The organism is Chromohalobacter sp. (assembly GCF_039830575.1).
GTDB lineage: Bacteria > Pseudomonadota > Gammaproteobacteria > Pseudomonadales > Halomonadaceae > Chromohalobacter > Chromohalobacter israelensis.
The window spans coordinates 371,582-388,752 of record NZ_JBDOOX010000012.1 but is presented as its reverse complement, the minus strand read 5'-3'; the positions used below and the strand labels follow the sequence as shown (position 1 = coordinate 388,752).

At 59.3% G+C, this 17,171-nt stretch carries 20 protein-coding genes; 9 read left to right on the top strand and 11 right to left on the bottom strand.

Annotation, left to right across the window (positions count from 1 at the left end; genetic code table 11):
* Window positions 1-11: 11 nt before the first annotated feature.
* The 7 genes from ABGX75_RS11695 to flgB all read right to left on the bottom strand — a co-directional run bounded on the left by ABGX75_RS11695 (window position 12) and on the right by flgB (window position 5,166).
* Entirely contained in the window at window positions 12-686 is a 675-nt protein-coding gene (locus tag ABGX75_RS11695; RefSeq protein WP_011507270.1) for a flagellar basal body L-ring protein FlgH, read from the bottom strand.
* Between the two features lie 20 nt (window positions 687-706).
* Entirely contained in the window at window positions 707-1,489 is a 783-nt protein-coding gene (flgG, locus tag ABGX75_RS11690) for a flagellar basal-body rod protein FlgG (protein ID WP_011507271.1), read from the bottom strand.
* Between the two features lie 89 nt (window positions 1,490-1,578).
* A complete protein-coding gene (locus tag ABGX75_RS11685) occupies window positions 1,579-2,340 on the bottom strand; it encodes a flagellar basal body rod protein FlgF (RefSeq protein ID WP_347411403.1) in 762 nt (253 codons plus the stop codon).
* A gap of 63 nt (window positions 2,341-2,403) precedes the next feature.
* Window positions 2,404-3,573, bottom strand: coding sequence for a flagellar hook protein FlgE (locus ABGX75_RS11680; protein WP_347411402.1), 1,170 nt, complete (start codon window positions 3,571-3,573; stop codon window positions 2,404-2,406).
* A 37-nt stretch (window positions 3,574-3,610) separates the two neighbouring features.
* Window positions 3,611-4,318 (bottom strand): flagellar hook assembly protein FlgD, encoded by a 708-nt coding sequence (locus ABGX75_RS11675; RefSeq protein WP_347411401.1) that lies wholly within the window; start codon window positions 4,316-4,318, stop codon window positions 3,611-3,613.
* Window positions 4,319-4,329: 11 nt separating this feature from the next.
* Window positions 4,330-4,737, bottom strand: a complete 408-nt coding sequence (flgC, locus tag ABGX75_RS11670) for a flagellar basal body rod protein FlgC (protein WP_011507275.1) — start codon at window positions 4,735-4,737, stop codon at window positions 4,330-4,332.
* Window positions 4,738-4,746: 9 nt separating this feature from the next.
* Window positions 4,747-5,166, bottom strand: coding sequence for a flagellar basal body rod protein FlgB (gene flgB, locus ABGX75_RS11665; RefSeq protein ID WP_011507276.1), 420 nt, complete (start codon window positions 5,164-5,166; stop codon window positions 4,747-4,749).
* A 257-nt stretch (window positions 5,167-5,423) separates the two neighbouring features.
* On the opposite strand from flgB, the gene flgA reads away from it, so the two are divergent.
* The 4 genes from flgA to ABGX75_RS11645 all read left to right on the top strand — a co-directional run bounded on the left by flgA (window position 5,424) and on the right by ABGX75_RS11645 (window position 7,617).
* Window positions 5,424-6,179, top strand: a complete 756-nt coding sequence (gene flgA, locus ABGX75_RS11660; RefSeq protein ID WP_347411400.1) for a flagellar basal body P-ring formation chaperone FlgA — start codon at window positions 5,424-5,426, stop codon at window positions 6,177-6,179.
* Window positions 6,180-6,366: 187 nt separating this feature from the next.
* Window positions 6,367-6,657 carry a flagellar biosynthesis anti-sigma factor FlgM gene (flgM, locus tag ABGX75_RS11655; protein WP_035409833.1) on the top strand — a complete coding sequence of 97 codons (291 nt, stop codon included), beginning with the start codon at window positions 6,367-6,369 and terminating at the stop codon, window positions 6,655-6,657.
* A 93-nt stretch (window positions 6,658-6,750) separates the two neighbouring features.
* The gene (flgN, locus tag ABGX75_RS11650) at window positions 6,751-7,203 is read left to right on the top strand and encodes a flagellar export chaperone FlgN (protein WP_347411399.1); all 453 of its coding nucleotides are present in this window, start codon (window positions 6,751-6,753) and stop codon (window positions 7,201-7,203) included.
* A 222-nt stretch (window positions 7,204-7,425) separates the two neighbouring features.
* The gene (locus ABGX75_RS11645) at window positions 7,426-7,617 is read left to right on the top strand and encodes a hypothetical protein (protein ID WP_035409835.1); all 192 of its coding nucleotides are present in this window, start codon (window positions 7,426-7,428) and stop codon (window positions 7,615-7,617) included.
* Between the two features lie 155 nt (window positions 7,618-7,772).
* Here the strand turns inward: ABGX75_RS11645 and ABGX75_RS11640 are convergent, their stop codons facing one another.
* The 4 genes from ABGX75_RS11640 to ABGX75_RS11625 form a co-directional block, all read right to left on the bottom strand.
* A complete protein-coding gene (locus tag ABGX75_RS11640) occupies window positions 7,773-8,777 on the bottom strand; it encodes an adenosine deaminase (RefSeq protein WP_347411439.1) in 1,005 nt (334 codons plus the stop codon).
* A gap of 96 nt (window positions 8,778-8,873) precedes the next feature.
* Window positions 8,874-10,166, bottom strand: a complete 1,293-nt coding sequence (locus tag ABGX75_RS11635) for a type II toxin-antitoxin system HipA family toxin (protein ID WP_347411398.1) — start codon at window positions 10,164-10,166, stop codon at window positions 8,874-8,876.
* Window positions 10,159-10,437: a transcriptional regulator gene (locus tag ABGX75_RS11630; RefSeq protein WP_347411397.1), complete on the bottom strand. Its 279-nt coding sequence runs from the start codon at window positions 10,435-10,437 to the stop codon at window positions 10,159-10,161. The genes ABGX75_RS11635 and ABGX75_RS11630 overlap by 8 nt, the downstream gene beginning before the upstream one ends.
* Before the next feature lie 90 nt (window positions 10,438-10,527).
* Window positions 10,528-10,764, bottom strand: coding sequence for a DUF2835 family protein (locus ABGX75_RS11625; protein ID WP_347411396.1), 237 nt, complete (start codon window positions 10,762-10,764; stop codon window positions 10,528-10,530).
* 233 nt (window positions 10,765-10,997) lie between these two features.
* Between ABGX75_RS11625 and ABGX75_RS11620 the strand changes: the two genes are divergently transcribed.
* The 5 genes from ABGX75_RS11620 to ABGX75_RS11600 all read left to right on the top strand — a co-directional run bounded on the left by ABGX75_RS11620 (window position 10,998) and on the right by ABGX75_RS11600 (window position 17,028).
* Window positions 10,998-12,146: a FliC/FljB family flagellin gene (locus ABGX75_RS11620; protein ID WP_347411395.1), complete on the top strand. Its 1,149-nt coding sequence runs from the start codon at window positions 10,998-11,000 to the stop codon at window positions 12,144-12,146.
* 182 nt (window positions 12,147-12,328) lie between these two features.
* Entirely contained in the window at window positions 12,329-15,175 is a 2,847-nt protein-coding gene (locus tag ABGX75_RS11615) for a tetratricopeptide repeat protein (RefSeq protein ID WP_347411394.1), read from the top strand.
* Window positions 15,176-15,190: 15 nt separating this feature from the next.
* Entirely contained in the window at window positions 15,191-15,763 is a 573-nt protein-coding gene (locus tag ABGX75_RS11610; RefSeq protein WP_347411393.1) for an acyltransferase, read from the top strand.
* Window positions 15,756-16,586: a hypothetical protein gene (locus ABGX75_RS11605; RefSeq protein WP_347411392.1), complete on the top strand. Its 831-nt coding sequence runs from the start codon at window positions 15,756-15,758 to the stop codon at window positions 16,584-16,586. The genes ABGX75_RS11610 and ABGX75_RS11605 overlap by 8 nt, the downstream gene beginning before the upstream one ends.
* Before the next feature lie 148 nt (window positions 16,587-16,734).
* Window positions 16,735-17,028 (top strand): adenylyl-sulfate kinase, encoded by a 294-nt coding sequence (locus tag ABGX75_RS11600; RefSeq protein ID WP_347411438.1) that lies wholly within the window; start codon window positions 16,735-16,737, stop codon window positions 17,026-17,028.
* The last annotated feature ends 143 nt before the right edge of the window (window positions 17,029-17,171 follow it).

The following is a 17,171-nucleotide window of genomic DNA, read 5'->3' as shown; positions in this document are numbered from 1 at the left end:
TCCCATCCTCATCAGAAAGGCGCAATGTTCAGCCAGAGACGCTGGAGCCAACCCATGTGCTGCGCCTCGTTGATATAGCCATCACCCACGTATTCGATGCGCGCATCGGCCACCTGCCCGGAAGGCACGGTGTTCTGCGTCGTCACCGAACGCGGATCGACCACGCCCGAGAAGCGGATGTACTCGGTGCCCTGGTTGATGGCGATGCGTTTTTCCCCGCGGATGCTGAGATTGCCATTGGGCAGGATGTCGACCACGGTTGCCGTCAGCGTCCCCGTGAAGGTGTTGCTGGCGCTCGCGCCACCGCTGCCCTCGAAGTCGTTCTCGCCCGAGACATCCAGACCGTTATCCTCGAGGAAGCTCATCAGGTCGGGGATCGTCTCCAGATCCAGCCCCATGCTGCCCTCGCGATTGGCGCTGGCCGAGGAATCCTTGCTGGCGCTGACATCCTCGTTGATCGTGATCGTGATGATGTCGCCGATCTGGCGCGGACGCCGGTCCTGAAAGAGCGGCTGATACCCGTAGCGCGCCTGATAGATCGCCCCGTTGGGCTGCGGCAGCGGTGCCTCGGGATAGCTCACCGGCCCGGTATCGGGGACCACCGACTCATGCGGCAACTGTGCGCACCCGCTCATGATCAACATCAGGAGCAGGCATAGCGCGCGTACCCCGCTTTTCACATCCATTCCCGTCACGACGCCACTCCTCACAGCTGCGTCAGGCGCGACAGCATCTGGTCGGAGGTCTCCACCGCCTTGCTGTTGATCTCGTAGGCACGCTGGGTCTCGATCATGCTGACCATTTCCTCCACCACATTGACGTTGGAGGTTTCCACGTAGCCCTGGTACAGGCGCCCCGCCCCTTCCATGCCGGGGATCAGGTCGTTGCGCGGGCCGGAAGCATCGGTTTCCTGATAGAGGTTCTCGCCCATGCTCTGCAGGCCAGCGGGATTGATGAACTTGGACAGCGTCAGCTGACCGACTTCCTGCGCCGCCGTGTCACCGGGCTGGGTCACGGATACCACGCCATCCTGAGAAATCGAGACCGACAGCGCGTTCTCGGGAATCACGATGGGCGGATCGAGCGGATAGCCGCCCGCGGTGACCATCTGGCCGTTTTCATCGATCTGGAAGCTGCCGTCCCGGGTGTACGCCGAGGTGCCGTCGGGCATCTGCACCGCGAAGAACCCTTGACCGTTGATGGCCAGGTCCTTGGAGTTGTCGGTGTTCTGCAGGCCGCCCTGGGTGTGCAGCCGCTCGGTGGCGACCGGACGCACCCCGGTGCCCACCTGCAGGCCGGAAGGCAGCGTATCCACCGCCGAAGCCTGGGCACCGGGCTGGCGCACGTTCTGGTAAAGCAGATCCTCGAACACCGGCCGCGAGCGCTTGAAACCGTTGGTCGAGACGTTGGAGAGGTTGTTGGAAATGACGTCGAGCTTGACCTGTTGAGATTCAAGCCCCGTCTTGGCCGTCCACAGCGATCTAATCATGACTCTTACCTTTGTGCGGGCACCGCGCGGGCGATGCCGAGAATTCGATGGCGCGTGACGCGTCGAACGTCGCTACGCGTGAACCGCCGTTACGCCTGAACGGAGAGCAAGCTGTTGGCGCGCTGCGCGTTCTGGTCGGCGCTCTCGATCACCTTCATCTGCATGTCGTAGCGGCGTGCACCGTCGATCATCGCGACCATGGCATCCGTAGCGCTGACGTTGCTGCCTTCCAGTACGCCGGACTGCAGGCGCGCGTCCTCGTCCAGGGGCTGCGGCACCGCAATTTCGGCATCCTCGCCCGGCGGCAGGCGGAACCAGCCGTCATCACCACGTGTCAGTGCCTGCAAATCCGGCGTGACCAGCTTCAGCCGTCCGACCGGCGCGATTTCATCGGGATTGGCACCCGCCTCGAGCACGCTGATCGAGCCGTCGGCGCCAATCGAGAACTCCGCGTCCGGCGGCACCACGATCGGCCCTTGCTCGCCCATCACCGGTTCGCCCTTGACGGTCAACATGCCGTCCGCATCGACCTGCAGGTCACCGCGACGGGTATAGGCCTCGCCGCCTTGCGGATCCTGAATGGCAAGAAACGCATCGCCCTGCATGGCGACATCCAGGCGCCGCCCGGTGGCGTTCATGTAACCCGGCGAGAAATCCGTGCCCGGCGTAGTGGCCGCGACAGAGGTGCGTGTCGCCAGACGGCCGTCGCCCTGCACCGGCACCGCGCGCATGGCGTCCAACTCGGCACGGAAGCCCGGCGTCGACACGTTGGAAAGATTGTGATTGACCACCGACTGCTGCTGCATCGCCTGGCTGGCGCCGCTGCCGGCGGTATAAATGATCCGATCCATGCTGATCGTCCTGCTCGACTCACAACGAATGAAGCCGGCCGAAGCGGCCGGCCGGCTTAGGCGTTAACGCAAGTTGGTGACCGTTTCCAGAATGTCGGACTGAGTCTGGATGGCGTTGTTGTTGGCCTGGAAATTGCGCTGCGCGATGATCATGTCGACCAGTTCCTGAGTCAGGTCCACGTTGGAGGCCTCCAGCGTTCCCGTTTGCAGGCTGCCCAGCTGACCGGTGCCTGCCTGCCCCAGCAGGGCCGCGCCGGATTCCTGGGTCGCCGCCCAAAGGTTGTCGCCCTGAGGCTCCAGGCCTTCCGGGTTGCGGAAGTTGGCCATGCCGACGGTGCCGACTTCCTCGCTGTTGCCGTTGGAATAATTGGCCAGGACTTCACCGTTCTCGGTGATTTCCACACCCACGAAGGTACCCGAGGTATACCCGTCCTGAGCGAAGCTTCTTAATTCAAATTCTTGCCCATACTGGGTGTTGTCTTCCAAGTTGATCTCAAAATCCATGGGTGCGGCGCCTGTTCCTAACGTCGCAGTGTCGGCATTGGCCGTAATGACACCCCCACCCGTCAGGGCGCCGCTACTGGAGTCGAACGTCATCCCCGTGGAGGTACCCACCACTTCGCCTTCCATGACGGCGTTAGCATTCCATGTGTTGTCGCCGGTCTTGGTGTAATAAAGGCTAAGCTGGTGCCCGACCCCCAAAGCGTCATAGACAGTGCCGGCATTGGTCACGTAGTTATACGTATCGCTGTCGTTTTGATCGAAAGCATCCGTGATCGTCTCGGCTTCAGCGTTCAGGTTGAACTCGGCCTGAACGCCGGTATCAGTGCCCGTCGCCTGGGCCCCCTGGCTGAACTGTGTGACCTGCAGCGGCTCGCCCTGCTGATCGGTGAGGCGCGCACCTTGGGCATTCTCAAAGTAGCCGTCGGCGCTCATGCTGAGCTGGCCGTTGCGCGAGTAAGCCAGTTGTTCGTTCTGGGTGAACTGGAAGAAGCCGTCCCCGGCGATGGCCAGGTCGAGACCGCGGCCGGTGGTTTCCAGACTGCCGGTACCGAAATCCTGAAGCTTGCCCGCGACACGTGTGCCGAGGCCCTGGCTATTGGCGAAGATATCCGCGAACTGCACCGAGGAGCTCTTGAAGCCCACGGTCTGCGAGTTGGAGATATTGTTGCCGATGGTGTCCAGTTGAGAGGAGGCTGCGTTGACCCCGCTCAATGATTGTGAAAAGCCCATTTTTCCTTCCCCGCGTTATAGTGGTATCGAATCGTGATCAAAGAATCTGGCGCACGTCTTCGAGCGCGACGCTATCGGAGGTGCCCAGGTCGAGGGTCGGCCCGTTGTCACCCGAGGTCACGCCCTGCACCAAGGCGTAGTTGAGAGGCGTGACGGACACCTCTTCGCCTCCGACCCTGGCCGTCATCTCGACGTTATAGGCCCCCTCGGCCACGGCATTGCCATCCAGCCCCGTGCCCGGCCAATCGAAGGACTGCACGCCAGACGGCACATTCTCCTCGACACTGCGATGGACGACCTCGCCGGAGCCATTGGTGATGGTGATCTCGAGTTCGTCGGCACCGGTTGCCAGCTCGGCACCCAGCGGCGTGGCCACGACGCCACCGTCCTCGGTCTCGCCGACACGCACGGTGCTGCCCGGCACCATCACGCCCTGACCGATCAACGAGGAGGCCTGCAAGGTCTTGCCGGCATCGATCTGTTCGTTGATATCACCCAGCGAGTCGTTGAGCTCCTGGATGCCGCTGACCGTGTTGATCTGAGCCAGTTGCGCCGTCATGTCCGAGTTGTCCATCGGCTTCGTCGGATCCTGGTTCTGCATCTGGGTGATCAACAACGTCATGAAGCGGTTGTTGAGGTCCTCGGACGACTCCGCACCCGTGGTACGGGTCTCGTTCGAGGCATTGGCATTGGGCGTACCATTGATCGAGGCAAGCGTGTTACTGCCGATGACGGGGCTGGCCATGTCGCTCTCCGTTATCCTTGTCCGATGGAAAGTGTCTGTTGCATCAGTGACTTGCTGGTATTCATGACCTCGACGTTGGCCTGATAGGAACGCGACGCCGCGATCATGTCGACCATTTCGTCGACCGGATCGACATTGGGCATGGCCACATAGCCGTCTTCATCCGCCAGCGGGTGCCCGGGGCGGTACTCCATGCGCGGTGGCGCATCGTCCTCGACCACCTCGGTGGCACGCACGCCGCCCAGCTCGCTGCCGCCCTGGGACTGCGCCTGAAACATCACGTGCTTGGCGCGATACGGCTCGCCATCGGGCCCGGCCACACTGTCGGCGTTGGCCATGTTGCTGGCGGTGGCATTCATGCGCTGGGACTGCGCGCTCATCGCCGAGGAAGAAATATCGAAAATGCTGAACATGGACATATCAGTTCCTTAGCCTTCCGGCTGCATGGCACCTTTGATGCCTTGGATCTTGCGCGTCAGAATCGTGGTGTTGGCCTGATAGCGCAGCGCGTTGTCGGCAAACGCGGCGCGCTCGCGATCCATGTCAACGGTGTTGCCATCCAGGCTCGGCTGCTCGGGAACGCGATACAGGAGATCGTGGACACCGCCACCGCCCGGCGCCTGAGCCGGGATGTGCCGCGCGGACGTCGTGGCGAGCGACAGGCCGCCTTCCCGACCGCCGCCGGATTGCATGGCGCGATCCAGCTCCGCCGAGAAATCGAAATCGCGCGCCTTGTAATTCGGCGTATCGGCATTGGCGATATTGTTGGCCAGCACCTTCTGGCGCTCGTGGCGAAGGCCAAGCGCTTCCTGATGGTAATCCAGGTAGCCTGCAAGCTTGTCGATCATGCCCTGTGTCCCTGTCTCATCGCGTTCGTGTCGCGTGTCGTTCCCCTTCGCTAGACATGGGGAAATGTGCACGATGCAGAATAGCCGCGCCGCCGTCACGGCAAACGACTAAACAAGCCGATATTTGAGCGCCATTTCCACCTTTGCTCGGTGTGCCGTCCCACTAGAATCAGGCCATCGACCATTCGCCTCGATTCTCGCTTCCGGTCAACGCAGGCGACTTCCCGTTCACTCAACTTCAGGCAGGGGCTCATGCAATGCAGCGCTTCCTCGGCAAGGCAGTTCGGGCACTTCCCCATGCGCGGCGCCTCAACGGGCGCGCGCCCGGCTTGCCGATGAAGGTGAAACGCTTGCTGGTGACGGGCTTGCTGATGGCCATGGCGCCCTCCGCGGCGCTTGCCGTGCCGGACGACCCCATCGCCCAGGCCACCCAGCGCTTTCTGCTGAGCCAGGCCGCCTCGCTGGGCGACGACGTCAGCGTCGAGATCAACAGTGACACCTCGCGACTACCCGAATGCCAATCGCCGCAACCGTTCCTGCCTCGCGACGGCGTACCGCAGGGGCGTGTCATGGTGGGTGTGCGCTGCAGCAACGACCAGCAGGTGCGCTATGTGCAGGCTCGCGTCTCGGCCAGCGTGCGCTTCCTGGTGGCAGCCACCGCCATCCAGCGCGGCCAGCGCCTCAGCGCCGACATGCTCGACTGGGAACGCGCCGACGTCTCGCGCCGGCCTCGCAACGCCCTCGACGACCCCAGCCAGGCCATCGGCAAGGTCGTCATGCAGCGCCTCGTCAAGGGCATGGCCTTGCGTGGCGACAGGCTGCGTCAGCCGTATCTGGTGCATCGCGGCGAGGCCGTGACCCTCATCGCCCGTGGCGACGGCTTCTCGGTGACCCGCGAGGGCGAGGCACTGAACAATGGCGGCAAGGGCGATGCGATACGCGCACGCATGCCCGATGGGCAGGTGATTCGTGGCGAGGTGGATGCGCAGGGAAGGCTCAAGGTGCGTTACTGATCGACATTCTCGATCTCCACGCCTGACCGCCTCCCCAGCACGCGCTATAATGCCGGCGGCACGGTCATGACCCGAGCCATGTAAAGGCAGGTTCAAGACCGAGTGTAAAAAGATAGGGTCAATGCCTACAGTTTCCGCGAGTGTGGCCGATACAGGGGTTAAGCCCGCGCTGCAAGAGAGTTCAATTTTGAAAATCTCCAATCTACATCCGCCGACACAGACAACTCAGAGTGAGCAAGGGGACGCCGCCCAGCGCACACGCCGTGGCGATGACACCGCGCAAGCCAGTTCCCCGGCAAGCATCACCACGCTGAGCCAGAGCAACGAAGCCGATACCAGCCAGGATATCGATGTCGGCCGTGTCGCCGAGATTCGCCAGGCCATCAGCGATGGCCAGCTCGAACTCGACACCGGCAAGATCGCCGACGGCTTGATCGACAGCGTCCGCGACCTGCTGGGCGATACCGCGGAGCGCTGATGCCACGGTACGACGCCAGGCACGTCGGATAGACGACGCTGTTTGCCCATGGGACACCCCACGGGCAAACCACCATGAGAACGGGACACCATTATGTCGCTCGCCGAAACGCTAGACCGCCAACTCGATGCCATGCAGCGCTTCGTGACCTTGCTGCGTGAGGAGCGTCAGTCCTTGACGCAAGGCGAGATCGACGGCCCCGAACTGGAACGCCTCGCCGAAGCGAAATCCCAGGTTGCCGCCGAGCTGGAAACCCTCGATGCGCAGCGCCGCGACGTCATGCGCGAGCTCGGCCACGGTGAAAGCCGCCAGGGCGCCGAACGAGCCGCGACCGAGGCGCAGCGTCTGGATAACTGGCACCAGCTGCGCACCATCGGCGAAGAGGCACGCCAGCTCAACCGCATCAACGGCCTGCTGGCCATGAACCGCATGGAACAGAATCAGCGCATGCTCAACTTCCTCAAGGAAGCCGCCGGCAGCACCCTGTACGAACCCGATGGCCGCTCACGCCGCCAGGGGCTCAACCGGATCAGCTCACGCGTCTAGGCGTTATCGCATCCCGTCATTCTCGCACCTGCGGGTTTTCGCCCTCCCCGCACGCGACTCTCCGTCCATGATCGATCCCTTGTCCGGCCTGGCTCCTCCACGCACGAAGGCCCACCTTGGGCACGTTCAGCACCAGGATCGACATTGCCGCATCGCGCATGAGAAATCGCCGGAACTGCACCATAATGATGGCATGCTCATCGTCTGAGGGGACTCGACACCATGGACCTCGTCGCCGTTGCCTTGAGTCTGCTGCTGATCAGCCTCGCGCTACCCTCCGATCCCGCCAAGCCCTCGCGCACGCGCATGCCGCCCCTCAATCGTCCGCGGCATGGCACGCACTATCAGCGCCGCGCCCCCATGCCGCCACCACGTTGCGTTCATCGCCGCAATACGATCGATTACAAGGATTAACGCAGGTTATTGGCAGCATTTCAGCGTTAGGGCATGGCGCACACTTGGGTAATATACATCCGGAGACTACGCTGCATCCCAAGTCTAGTCTCTGCGTACAAAGCAATCTTTGCCCCATCCATCTGGCTGGGGCTTTTTTCGTTCCCGGCGCCGTCCTAAACGCCCTGGGCAACGTTATCCAGCCGCTTCAGCAATACGTCCCGCCTTTCCTCCGCCATGAAGGCGGCTTCAAGCGCGTTGCGCGTCATCTCCAGGAAGACGTCCCCCGTCCACCCGAAGGCTTCGTGACAAGCGACATGGTTATCCAGCATGCCGCCACCGAAGTAGGCGGGGTCATCGGAATTGAGGGTGACATTCAAGCCGGCATCCCGCAGGGCCGGCAACGGATGCTCGGCGAGCGTGGGCGTCACCTTGAGCTTGACATTGGATAGCGGGCACACCGTCAGGGGGATTCGGCGCTCGCGCAGCGTCGCCACCAGATCGGCATCCTCGAGGCAGCGCACGCCGTGATCTATTCGGCACACATCGAGTGTCTCCAGCGCTTCGCGAATATAGGCCGCGGGACCTTCCTCTCCCGCATGCGCCACGCCGGGGATGCCCAAGGCCCGCGCCCGGGCGAACACCTCGGCGAACCGCCCCGGAGGATGATCGCGCTCGGCGCTGTCCAGCCCCACCGCAGCGATCGAGGCGTGCCAGGGAGCGGCCCGCTCGAGCACCTCCAGCGCCTCGGCGGGATCGCGGTCGCGCAGAAAGCTCATGATCAACGCCGAGGAAATGCCATGCCGCGACTCGGCCTCCCGACACGCCGCGAGCAGCCCTTCGAACGGCGCCTCGAGCGGCACGCCACGCACAAGATGCGCCTGCGGGTCGAAGGACAGCTCGACATGCGCCACGCCGTCTTCCCGGGCGCGGTCGAAATACGCCATCGCCAGGTCGAAGAAGTCCTCGCGGGTGTGCAGCACGCCCATCCCCTGGTAATACAAGGTCAGAAACGACGGCAGGTCATCGAAGTCGTACGCCGCACGCACCGCTTCCACCGACTCGTAAGGCAGCGTCACGCCATTGCGCTCGGCCAGGGCGAACATCAACGCCGGCTCCAGCGTGCCTTCGATGTGCAGGTGCAACTCCGCCTTGGGCAACTCGCGCAGCCAGGCCGTCATTTCCGTGTCGCGTGTCGTCATCGTGTCACTCGCCTCGTGTTGTCCAGTCGGTCAAGCATGCCTAAAGCGCGTTGCGAAGCCAATGGGGAGGCAACGTCAATGGGCCACAAGCGTCTTGGCATACTCACGGGTCTCATCCAGCGTCTTCTGTATAAGCTTGCGCGTGTCGGGAGACACATCAAGCTCGCCCGACACCTGAGCCCACTGCTGAACGCCTTCCATGACTTCTTCAATGACCTGGCGTGCCTGCGACCAGCGGGCAAACCCGGCATGCTCGGCAAGCCGCTGCACGACTTGTCGCGGGGGGCGCTTGCCATGACCGCAATATGCCGTGGCATGCTCCCCAAAAGGGCTCGGACTGAACGTGACATCATAAAACGGCGCCAAGGACCATTGACCGGCATCATCCATGAGAAACGCCCAGTTCTTGCTGTGGTCGTCCTGATTGGCAGCAAGAAGATTGAAGACTGCTCGACGAAATAACGCCTGCCCCACGCGAGGGCTGCCACATAACACCTGCCCCGCCTTTATCAGGTCTTCGTAGTCCAGCGAAGGCAAGCGAAAATCCGCATCCAGCAACCCGCAGGCGCTATGCAAGTGATAACGCCCTCGTCCATCCTCCGTGGCGCAATCGAACCGCTTGGTGGCGAGCCATGCCTGCGCCGCCGACGCAGCAGGAGGCGTCAACAAACGCCATTCAGGCACATCGATTCCCGCGCTTGCCGCCATCGATAGATACGCCGCCTCACAAAGGCCTTCCTCATGACCGAGCGAGAGCGATGATGACGTGAATTTCACTAGCCAAGGTGAAAGCCCTTCCCGTGGCTGGGTACTGGCGTGCGTTGACGAATCCGATGCGAAATACAGTTGTGCTTTCGGTCGCGCACCACCGGAACTCCCCGCCTCGGCAAGCGCCTCGAGAACCGTTTCGGTTTGTCCTTCGAACAACTGTCTGGCTTCTTCGCCCAGTCGGCCGATATCCACCCAATGATCGCCCTGCTGATGAACGTAAGGCGATAGCGGACGAAAACACAATGCCCCCATACCTCGTTCGCCGACATAGGCCAGGCGATCCATCGCCGTCACTTGCCTTGGCGCAATGCCATGTTGCCGGAAGACGCGATCCATCAGCATCAACCCCCACCCATCAGGCAGGGAATCCGCGAAAAGACCGTGAATGCCATGATGGGGAGACGCTGGCGCCGGATGCAGCTGCGTATCGAAAGGCAACTGAAAAGGCGAGAGACTGTGGTAAACCTCAAGGTACGCAGCATCGTACTGGAAGAACACGCCCCTGCTGTTCTGGGCCAGCATGCCGACACGACACTCATCGCCTCGTTGCAAGCGGCGAACGACCTCCAATTGCCGAACGGGCTGGAATTCACTCATCGGCGAGCACCTCTTCGATGCTGCGGGGCGCTTGCGTCGGGATCTCGGCGAGTGCAGAGACACGCTCCAAGCGATCCACACACTGCCAGAGGAGCAAGAATTGACGCAGTGAAATCTGCCCGGTGGTTTCAAACTTCTTGATCGTCGGGGCTGGCACCCCGCTACGTTCCGCCAGGCGTTGGCGTGACCACTTGAGTGCTCGTCGGCGAGCGCGTACAGCCTGCGCCAGCGCCTCTTGCACATCCGCCGCCGTGCTCAGTGATAAGCGCATAGCACGCTCCTTAATAGATACTATAGTATCTATTATAGCCGAATAACCAATACTATAGATATAATAGTATCTACCTAGTTGTTGGCAACGTCATGCGGGATCCCAACGCCTGACCGCCACCATGGAGACGAACTTGCCCTCCTCGCTGAACGTCAGGCGAAACACGCCCCGCGCCCCGTCCGGGGTGACGATGCGGCGCAGCGCCACGGCGGGAAAGCTGACCCGGCGGCCGTCCACGCTGGTGGCGATCACGGTTTGCATGGCGCCTTCGTAGTGGTAACGGCAGGTCTCGAGGGACAGGTCGAGCATGATATCCAGCGAGGGCATGGCGGGCAGGCACTCCAAATGGGCAGGCAGGGAACGGCACGGCACATGTGAGACACATGCAAAAGATGCGGCACGAGTATACCCAGCCACGCCGCATGAAAAAATTTGCAACTCACCCTAAAGCGAATTCTTCCCGCGCCGATAGATGAGGTAACGGCCAACGGCGCCGTTGTGGCAAGCCCCGGTGTCACCGATCGGCAAGCCAATGGAGCCCAACAGAGAGGAAAGTCAAAATGGCAGTTATCAATACGAACATCACGGCCATGATCGGCCAGCAGAACCTGAGCCAGTCACAGAGCGCTCTGTCCACTTCCATGGAACGCCTGTCTTCCGGTCTGCGCATCAACAGTGCCGCCGACGACGCCGCCGGTCAGGCCATCGCCAACCGCATGTCCAGCCAGATCACCGGCCTCGCTCAGGCTCAGCGTAACGCCAACGACGGCATCTCCGTTGCCCAGACCACCGAAGGCGCTCTGAACCAGGTCAACGACAACCTGCAGCGCGTGCGTGAACTGACCGTTCAGGCCCAGAACGGCACCAACAGCCAGGAAGACCTGAACTCCATCCAGGACGAGATCGGTGAGCGTCTCAACGAGATCAACCGCATCTCCGAAGAAACCAGCTTCAACGGCGTCAACGTACTGGCTAAAGACAATGAAATGTCCATTCAGGTCGGCTCCGAGGATGGCCAGACCATTACCCTGAACCTGAAGGAAATCAACGCCGAAACGCTGAACCTGGACACTTTCAACGTCAACGGCCCGGCTGGCACCGCTGCACAAGACACAGCTAACACAGGCGCCATGGCAACCGAGCTCAACATCGATGACGCTAGCTACGGCACAGCTGCTGGTGAATCAAGCTTCGCCGACTTTGTGGGCAGCGCAGAGACAACTGCCGCCAATGCGATTGATATCGAAGGGTTCACTGCCAACACTGGCGCAGGCTCTCTCGTCATGGACGAGGAAGGCAACTTCTTCATTGAAGGTACAGCAGCTGGTGGCGCGACCGCTTATGTCTCGGCAGACGTTTCTGCCGAAGTCGATGAGAATGGCCAGGTGACAGGCTTGAATGTCTCCACTGGCGACTCAGCCGTGGGTAGCCGCACGGAGAACCCCCTCTCCGCTCTGGACTCCGCCATCAGCGATGTCGATAGCCTGCGCTCCGAGCTGGGTGCCATGCAGAACCGCTTCGACTCGGCCATCACCAACCTGAGCACCACCGAGACCAACCTCTCCTCCGCCCGTTCGCGCATCGAAGATGCCGATTACGCGGATGAGGTCTCCAACATGACCCGCAACCAGATCCTGCAGCAAGCCGGCACCTCCGTACTGGCCCAGGCCAACCAGCTGCCGCAGAGCGCTCTGTCCCTGCTGGGCTAATCGTCCTCCAGACAGCCGCTGTAGTAATGAAGCGGGCCCATTCGGGCCCGCTTTTTTAGCGAAATAACAGTCATCTGCTGCAAAAGGCACAAAAGCTTCCGTCCCAAGAGCCTTTTCCCCTCTTTGACATTCTGGTATCGCTTTATAGTGATGGTATCGACCACCGTCATGTTGCGACCTTTATGTCCAAGAAACGCCACTCATCAAGCACTAACAAGCTCACGCTGCCGCAAGCACGCAAGCAGGTTCAGCGTCACCCCACAGATCCTGACGCCTGGGTTACGTTAGCCAAGTTGCAAGCTGGCCAGAAAGAATTTGATGACGCCAGGGCCTCGCTGGAGCAAGCACGCGAGCTACGCCCCAGCCATCATGAACAAGAAGAGTGGCTAGGTCATGTCGCACACAAACAGCATCGCCTTCAGGATGCCCTCCAGCATCTCCAAAGGGCCTTGGAGCTAGCTCCCAACTCAACATTCGGGTTGGTGACACTCGCGCATCTCTACCTTGAGCTCGGTGGAGCACAGAAGGCGCTTGAATATGCCCAAAAAGCCTGGCAATCCGACCCCCAAAATACGCGGGTCATGGATGCACTCGCCAATTGCTTGAGTGCGTTATATCGCTACGATGAGGCAATCGAAACTTATGAATTATTGATAAAGCGTGACCCCAAAAACTTCGCCCACTGGAACAGTGCCGGCAACATGCGGCGCGAACTCGGGCTTCTGGATAAGGCGTATTATTGCTACCAAAAGGCTAGCGAGCTGGCGTCACACAGTGCCATCCCATATTCAAACCACCTGACGGCACTACATTACGATCCTCGGGCTAGCCGCGCCGAAATTGCCGCCTTCGCGAGATCCTGGGAACAGCGTTTCGCCCCCGAAGCAAATGAGCTCTCCCCTCGGCCTGTACATGTCGATAAGTCCTACCGGCGCCACTTGAACATCGGCCTGCTCTCGGATGGCCTGCGCAATCATCCCGTGGGCAAGATGATCATCCGGTGTCTGGAAAACCTAACACCGAACCAAATATCACTAGCGGCCTATACCAGCAGTGAGATCAACGACTCACTGACACGCCGCATCAAGCCGCTGATGCAGAAATGGCGTTCTATTCGTCACCTGAGCGATGACGCTCTCATCAAGCAAATTCGTGATGACGAAATCGATATTCTTATCGACCTTTCAGGCCACAATGCTGGTTCGCGAATGCGTGCGATTGCCATGCAGCCGGCACCGTTGCTCGTCAAATGGGTCGGCGGGTTGATCAATACCACGGGCGTGCAGGCCATCGATTACTTGATCAGCGATCATGTCGAGACACCTGAAGGCGAAGATGAGTACTATACCGAGAAGCTCATTCGCCTGCCGGACGACTATATCGTCTTCGATCCGCCCGCAAAATTGCCTGCATTGAGCGAACTGCCCGCCAAGCGAAACGGTCATATCACCCTGGCGTGCTTCAACAACCCCACCAAGCTCAATGATGTCACGCTCAAGCAGTGGGCAAGCATCATGCACGAGCTGCCTGATTCCCGCTTGATGCTCAAGGGACGCCCCTACACCAGTGAGAGCTTCTGCGAACGCCTGTATGCCACACTTGAAGCTGCGGGCATCGCTCGCGAGCGTTTGATCATCGAGGGGCCGGGCAGCAATTACGAGATGCTGGACGCCTACAACCGAGCGGATATCGCCCTCGACCCCTGGCCCTACTCGGGCGGTTTGACGACCTGCGAGTCCTTCATCATGGGAGTCCCCGTGGTGACACTCCCCGGCCCGACCTTTGCCGGCCGCCATAGCGCGACGCACCTGGTAAACGCTGGCATGCCGGAACTGGTAGTCAACAGTTGGGACGAATATCGTGCACGCGTGATCGAGCTTGCCAGCGATCTGGAAAGCCTGGGCACCATTCGGCAGCATCTGCGCGACGTGTTGTTGCAATCCCCCGTGTGTGACGGCCCACGCTTCGCCAAACACTTCACCGATGCCATGCGCGCCATCTGGCAACGTTACTGCGACGACAAGGCGCCCGCCGCGCTTACCTTCAACAAGGAAGGCGAAGCTCGGTTCGCGGACGAGGATGCCCCGGTGGAAATCCATTACGCCGAGGCCCGCGAGGATGACTCGACGTTTCAATGGCAATTCGACGGCAAGCTCATCGCCGTGGACAACGGCGGGCAACTGCTTGAAAGCGACGTCGTTCGCCAACTGCTGCAGAAGGAAGCACTCGAGCTCATTGCCTTCGACCCCAGCAGCCGCGCACTGGATACCTCGCTCAAGCAGCACGAGGGCGTGCATTACTACCCCAATGCGACGCTGGGAGACGGCCAGCCAGGCCAGTTGCATGCCTGTCTCGACCCCAAGTTGAGCGCGAGCCTGGCACCGCTAGACGACGAGTATCAGCTTGAGGCCATCCGCAAAGGTAGCCAGGTGCTCACCCGGCTACCGCTCAATACCATCGCGCTGGATAGCATCCAGGGCCTGCCCGCCATCGACTGGCTGGTATTGGATGACCTGAATGACGCCTCTGCGATTCTCGACAATGGCACCCAAGCGCTGAAAGACACCCTGCTGCTTCAGGTTAAGGTCGCGTTTCAGCCCACCCACGAACGGCAACCCAACCTGGCGGAAATTCAGCACTGGGCAAGTCGTAACGGCTTTCGCTTCTATCGGCTACACGAGCCGCAGCATTACAGCCATCTCCCTGAGGACGTTCCGGAGGCACAGCGCCAAGCTACCGAGCTGACATGTGCAGACGCCCTGTTACTGCCCAGTCACGCTCGAATGAAAGTGCTCTCCGACAATCAGTGCACGCGGCTCGCTTTTTTATTGCATTCAATATATGGCATCAAGGATATTATTTATCCAATTTTCGACCAACATGACAATGCAAGAGCAAGAAAGTACTTGGCAGCAGAAGGCTTAGTAGAAAAGGATAACATTAAGCATGCGCCCAACCCACCCCATAGCTTAACGCATGATGACGATACAATTGCCAGCCAGCTCGACAACATCATAAACAATCTATAGAGACACCGAGATACTATGCTACCACCTATTAGCGATCAACCAGAAAACTCAACTCCACCTCCCAACTCGCCCATGGGCCATGAAAAGGGAAGTAATGAAAGCCAGTTCCTATCTCTTCTTAAAACTGCAAAGAAGAAAGAGCTAGCGGCGTTAGCAAAAATACTAATGCCCTACTTAGCAGAAGCTGAGATGCGCCAATTGCGTATTTGGGGAGACAAAAGCAGGCTTCATTTGGAACGAGCCACAATCTCTGTCAACGACCTTCTTGTCAACACTCGCTCTGGCCATGTAACAATTGAAGAGGAATGCTTTTTTGGTCACCGTTGCATGCTGCTAACCGGCACTCACGATTACTCAAAAACAGGTCATGAACGGCTCAAGGCGGTTCCCGACAGCGGCCGAGATATAACTATAAAAAGAGGTGCCTGGCTCGGCTCTGGCGTTACTGTCTTGGGCCCTGCGACCATTGGTAAAAACGCGGTTGTAGCGGCTGGGAGCTTGGTTACAGGAGATGTTCCTCCCAATACTATTGTTGCTGGACGCCCAGCCCTTCCTGTGAAAAAAATTGACGGAACCCCTTATGAATAAACCAACGAAAAATCTAATATTTACTGTCACGCATGGCCGAACAGGCACAACCATGCTAACTGAAGTTTTTAAAATATTTTCAGACACATTATCAGTGCATGAGCCGGAACCTAATTATGCCTCCATTCTCCCCAAAGTAAAAGAAGACCCCAGACATGCACTTGTCTTTTTGGAAAGAAAAATAAAAGCGATAAACAGCACCCAGCCTTCAAACTATGTGGAAACCAGCAATGTATTCGGAAAAGGGTTTCTAATCCCTCTACTGAGAAGCGGAATATTCCCTAACCTTATATTCCTCAATCGAGACTTCAGGGAAACTGCGAAGAGCCTCTACAAGCGAGGAAGCACTCCCATGCGCACACAACGCGGAGCCCATTTTTCAGCCGACCCCCGTGCACCTGGAAGCCTGCCTATTTTTTCACCTGACACTCTTTCTGACTACCAACTCTGCTACTGGGGGGTACTTGACTCTTACTTCCGACAGCTTGAAGCAAAAAATATCTACGACCAAGAAGGAAAAAAGTATTGCTGGGTTACAGCAGATGCTTTCCATGACTTTGATCTTACCATGTCTATTGGCCACCACTTTGGCTTACAGGTAAAAAACCATGACTCTGCAAAGGCATTGCATTCTGAAATAACATCCCAACATCACAACCCCAACGTCAATAAAAGGGAAGTAGATCAAGCCAGCCTTACCAAGGAAGAAATTGCGGTGATCGACAGAATAGCTTTCTTCAAACCTCTTTTTATAGATGAAGTTTTGTCTTCCGACTTTATCTCTAACCATGTAATATCAGAGATATCTAACCATAATAATTAACCGTTGCAATACACGTAGATATGGTAACAGCGCCAGCTTGGCATACGCATACAATCGCCCGCCCTACCGTGAGCGCTTCAATAGCCGCAGGCGTGGCTTCTGGTTCACGGGGCTGAGCGGCTCGGACAAGCCCACCCTTGCTGGCCTGGTGGAAGGGAGGCGCACTTGTCTGCTTGATGGCAACGACGTGCGCCACGGCTTGAATCGAGACCTCGGGTTTTCCGACCGGGGCAGGATCGAAAACATTCGCTGCACTGGGGAGATGTCGTGGCTATTCGTCGATGCCGGCATGGTCACGCTGACAGCATTCATTTTCCTCTTTCGGGGCGACCGCGATGCGGAGCGGGAGCGCATGGCGGTCACTTCGTCCAGGTATTCATCGATATTCCGTATGCCATGTGTGAGCTTTGCCCTGTCCCCTCTTGCCACTGAAAAATCATGAAATTCTTGTATTAGAAATTACCCCCTCCGCTGAGTTGATCCCATTCAGGCCCTCATCGGGTATGGCACGGCTCAAGTATTGCCATTGGCCAGACCAAACAACGACACAATCATCTCAATAGCGCCGACATACCTTGCCTGTAA

Bases quoted from the DNA above. Each gene is read 5' to 3' on its own strand.
- flgN (WP_347411399.1), top strand. From the start codon at position 6,751: ATGTCGCTCGCCGAAACGCTAGACCGCCAACTCGATGCCATGCAGCGC.
- ABGX75_RS11695 (WP_011507270.1), bottom strand. From the start codon at position 686: ATGGATGTGAAAAGCGGGGTACGCGCGCTATGCCTGCTCCTGATGTTG.
- ABGX75_RS11630 (WP_347411397.1), bottom strand. From the start codon at position 10,437: ATGCGCTTATCACTGAGCACGGCGGCGGATGTGCAAGAGGCGCTGGCG.
- ABGX75_RS11615 (WP_347411394.1), top strand. From the start codon at position 12,329: ATGTCCAAGAAACGCCACTCATCAAGCACTAACAAGCTCACGCTGCCG.
- ABGX75_RS11610 (WP_347411393.1), top strand. From the start codon at position 15,191: ATGCTACCACCTATTAGCGATCAACCAGAAAACTCAACTCCACCTCCC.
- ABGX75_RS11680 (WP_347411402.1), bottom strand. From the start codon at position 3,573: ATGGGCTTTTCACAATCATTGAGCGGGGTCAACGCAGCCTCCTCTCAA.
- flgB (WP_011507276.1), bottom strand. From the start codon at position 5,166: ATGATCGACAAGCTTGCAGGCTACCTGGATTACCATCAGGAAGCGCTT.
- flgA (WP_347411400.1), top strand. From the start codon at position 5,424: ATGCAGCGCTTCCTCGGCAAGGCAGTTCGGGCACTTCCCCATGCGCGG.
- flgC (WP_011507275.1), bottom strand. From the start codon at position 4,737: ATGTCCATGTTCAGCATTTTCGATATTTCTTCCTCGGCGATGAGCGCG.
- ABGX75_RS11685 (WP_347411403.1), bottom strand. From the start codon at position 2,340: ATGGATCGGATCATTTATACCGCCGGCAGCGGCGCCAGCCAGGCGATG.
- ABGX75_RS11625 (WP_347411396.1), bottom strand. From the start codon at position 10,764: ATGCCCTCGCTGGATATCATGCTCGACCTGTCCCTCGAGACCTGCCGT.
- ABGX75_RS11635 (WP_347411398.1), bottom strand. From the start codon at position 10,166: ATGAGTGAATTCCAGCCCGTTCGGCAATTGGAGGTCGTTCGCCGCTTG.
- flgG (WP_011507271.1), bottom strand. From the start codon at position 1,489: ATGATTAGATCGCTGTGGACGGCCAAGACGGGGCTTGAATCTCAACAG.
- ABGX75_RS11620 (WP_347411395.1), top strand. From the start codon at position 10,998: ATGGCAGTTATCAATACGAACATCACGGCCATGATCGGCCAGCAGAAC.
- ABGX75_RS11645 (WP_035409835.1), top strand. From the start codon at position 7,426: ATGGACCTCGTCGCCGTTGCCTTGAGTCTGCTGCTGATCAGCCTCGCG.
- ABGX75_RS11640 (WP_347411439.1), bottom strand. From the start codon at position 8,777: ATGACGGCCTGGCTGCGCGAGTTGCCCAAGGCGGAGTTGCACCTGCAC.
- ABGX75_RS11605 (WP_347411392.1), top strand. From the start codon at position 15,756: ATGAATAAACCAACGAAAAATCTAATATTTACTGTCACGCATGGCCGA.
- ABGX75_RS11675 (WP_347411401.1), bottom strand. From the start codon at position 4,318: ATGGCCAGCCCCGTCATCGGCAGTAACACGCTTGCCTCGATCAATGGT.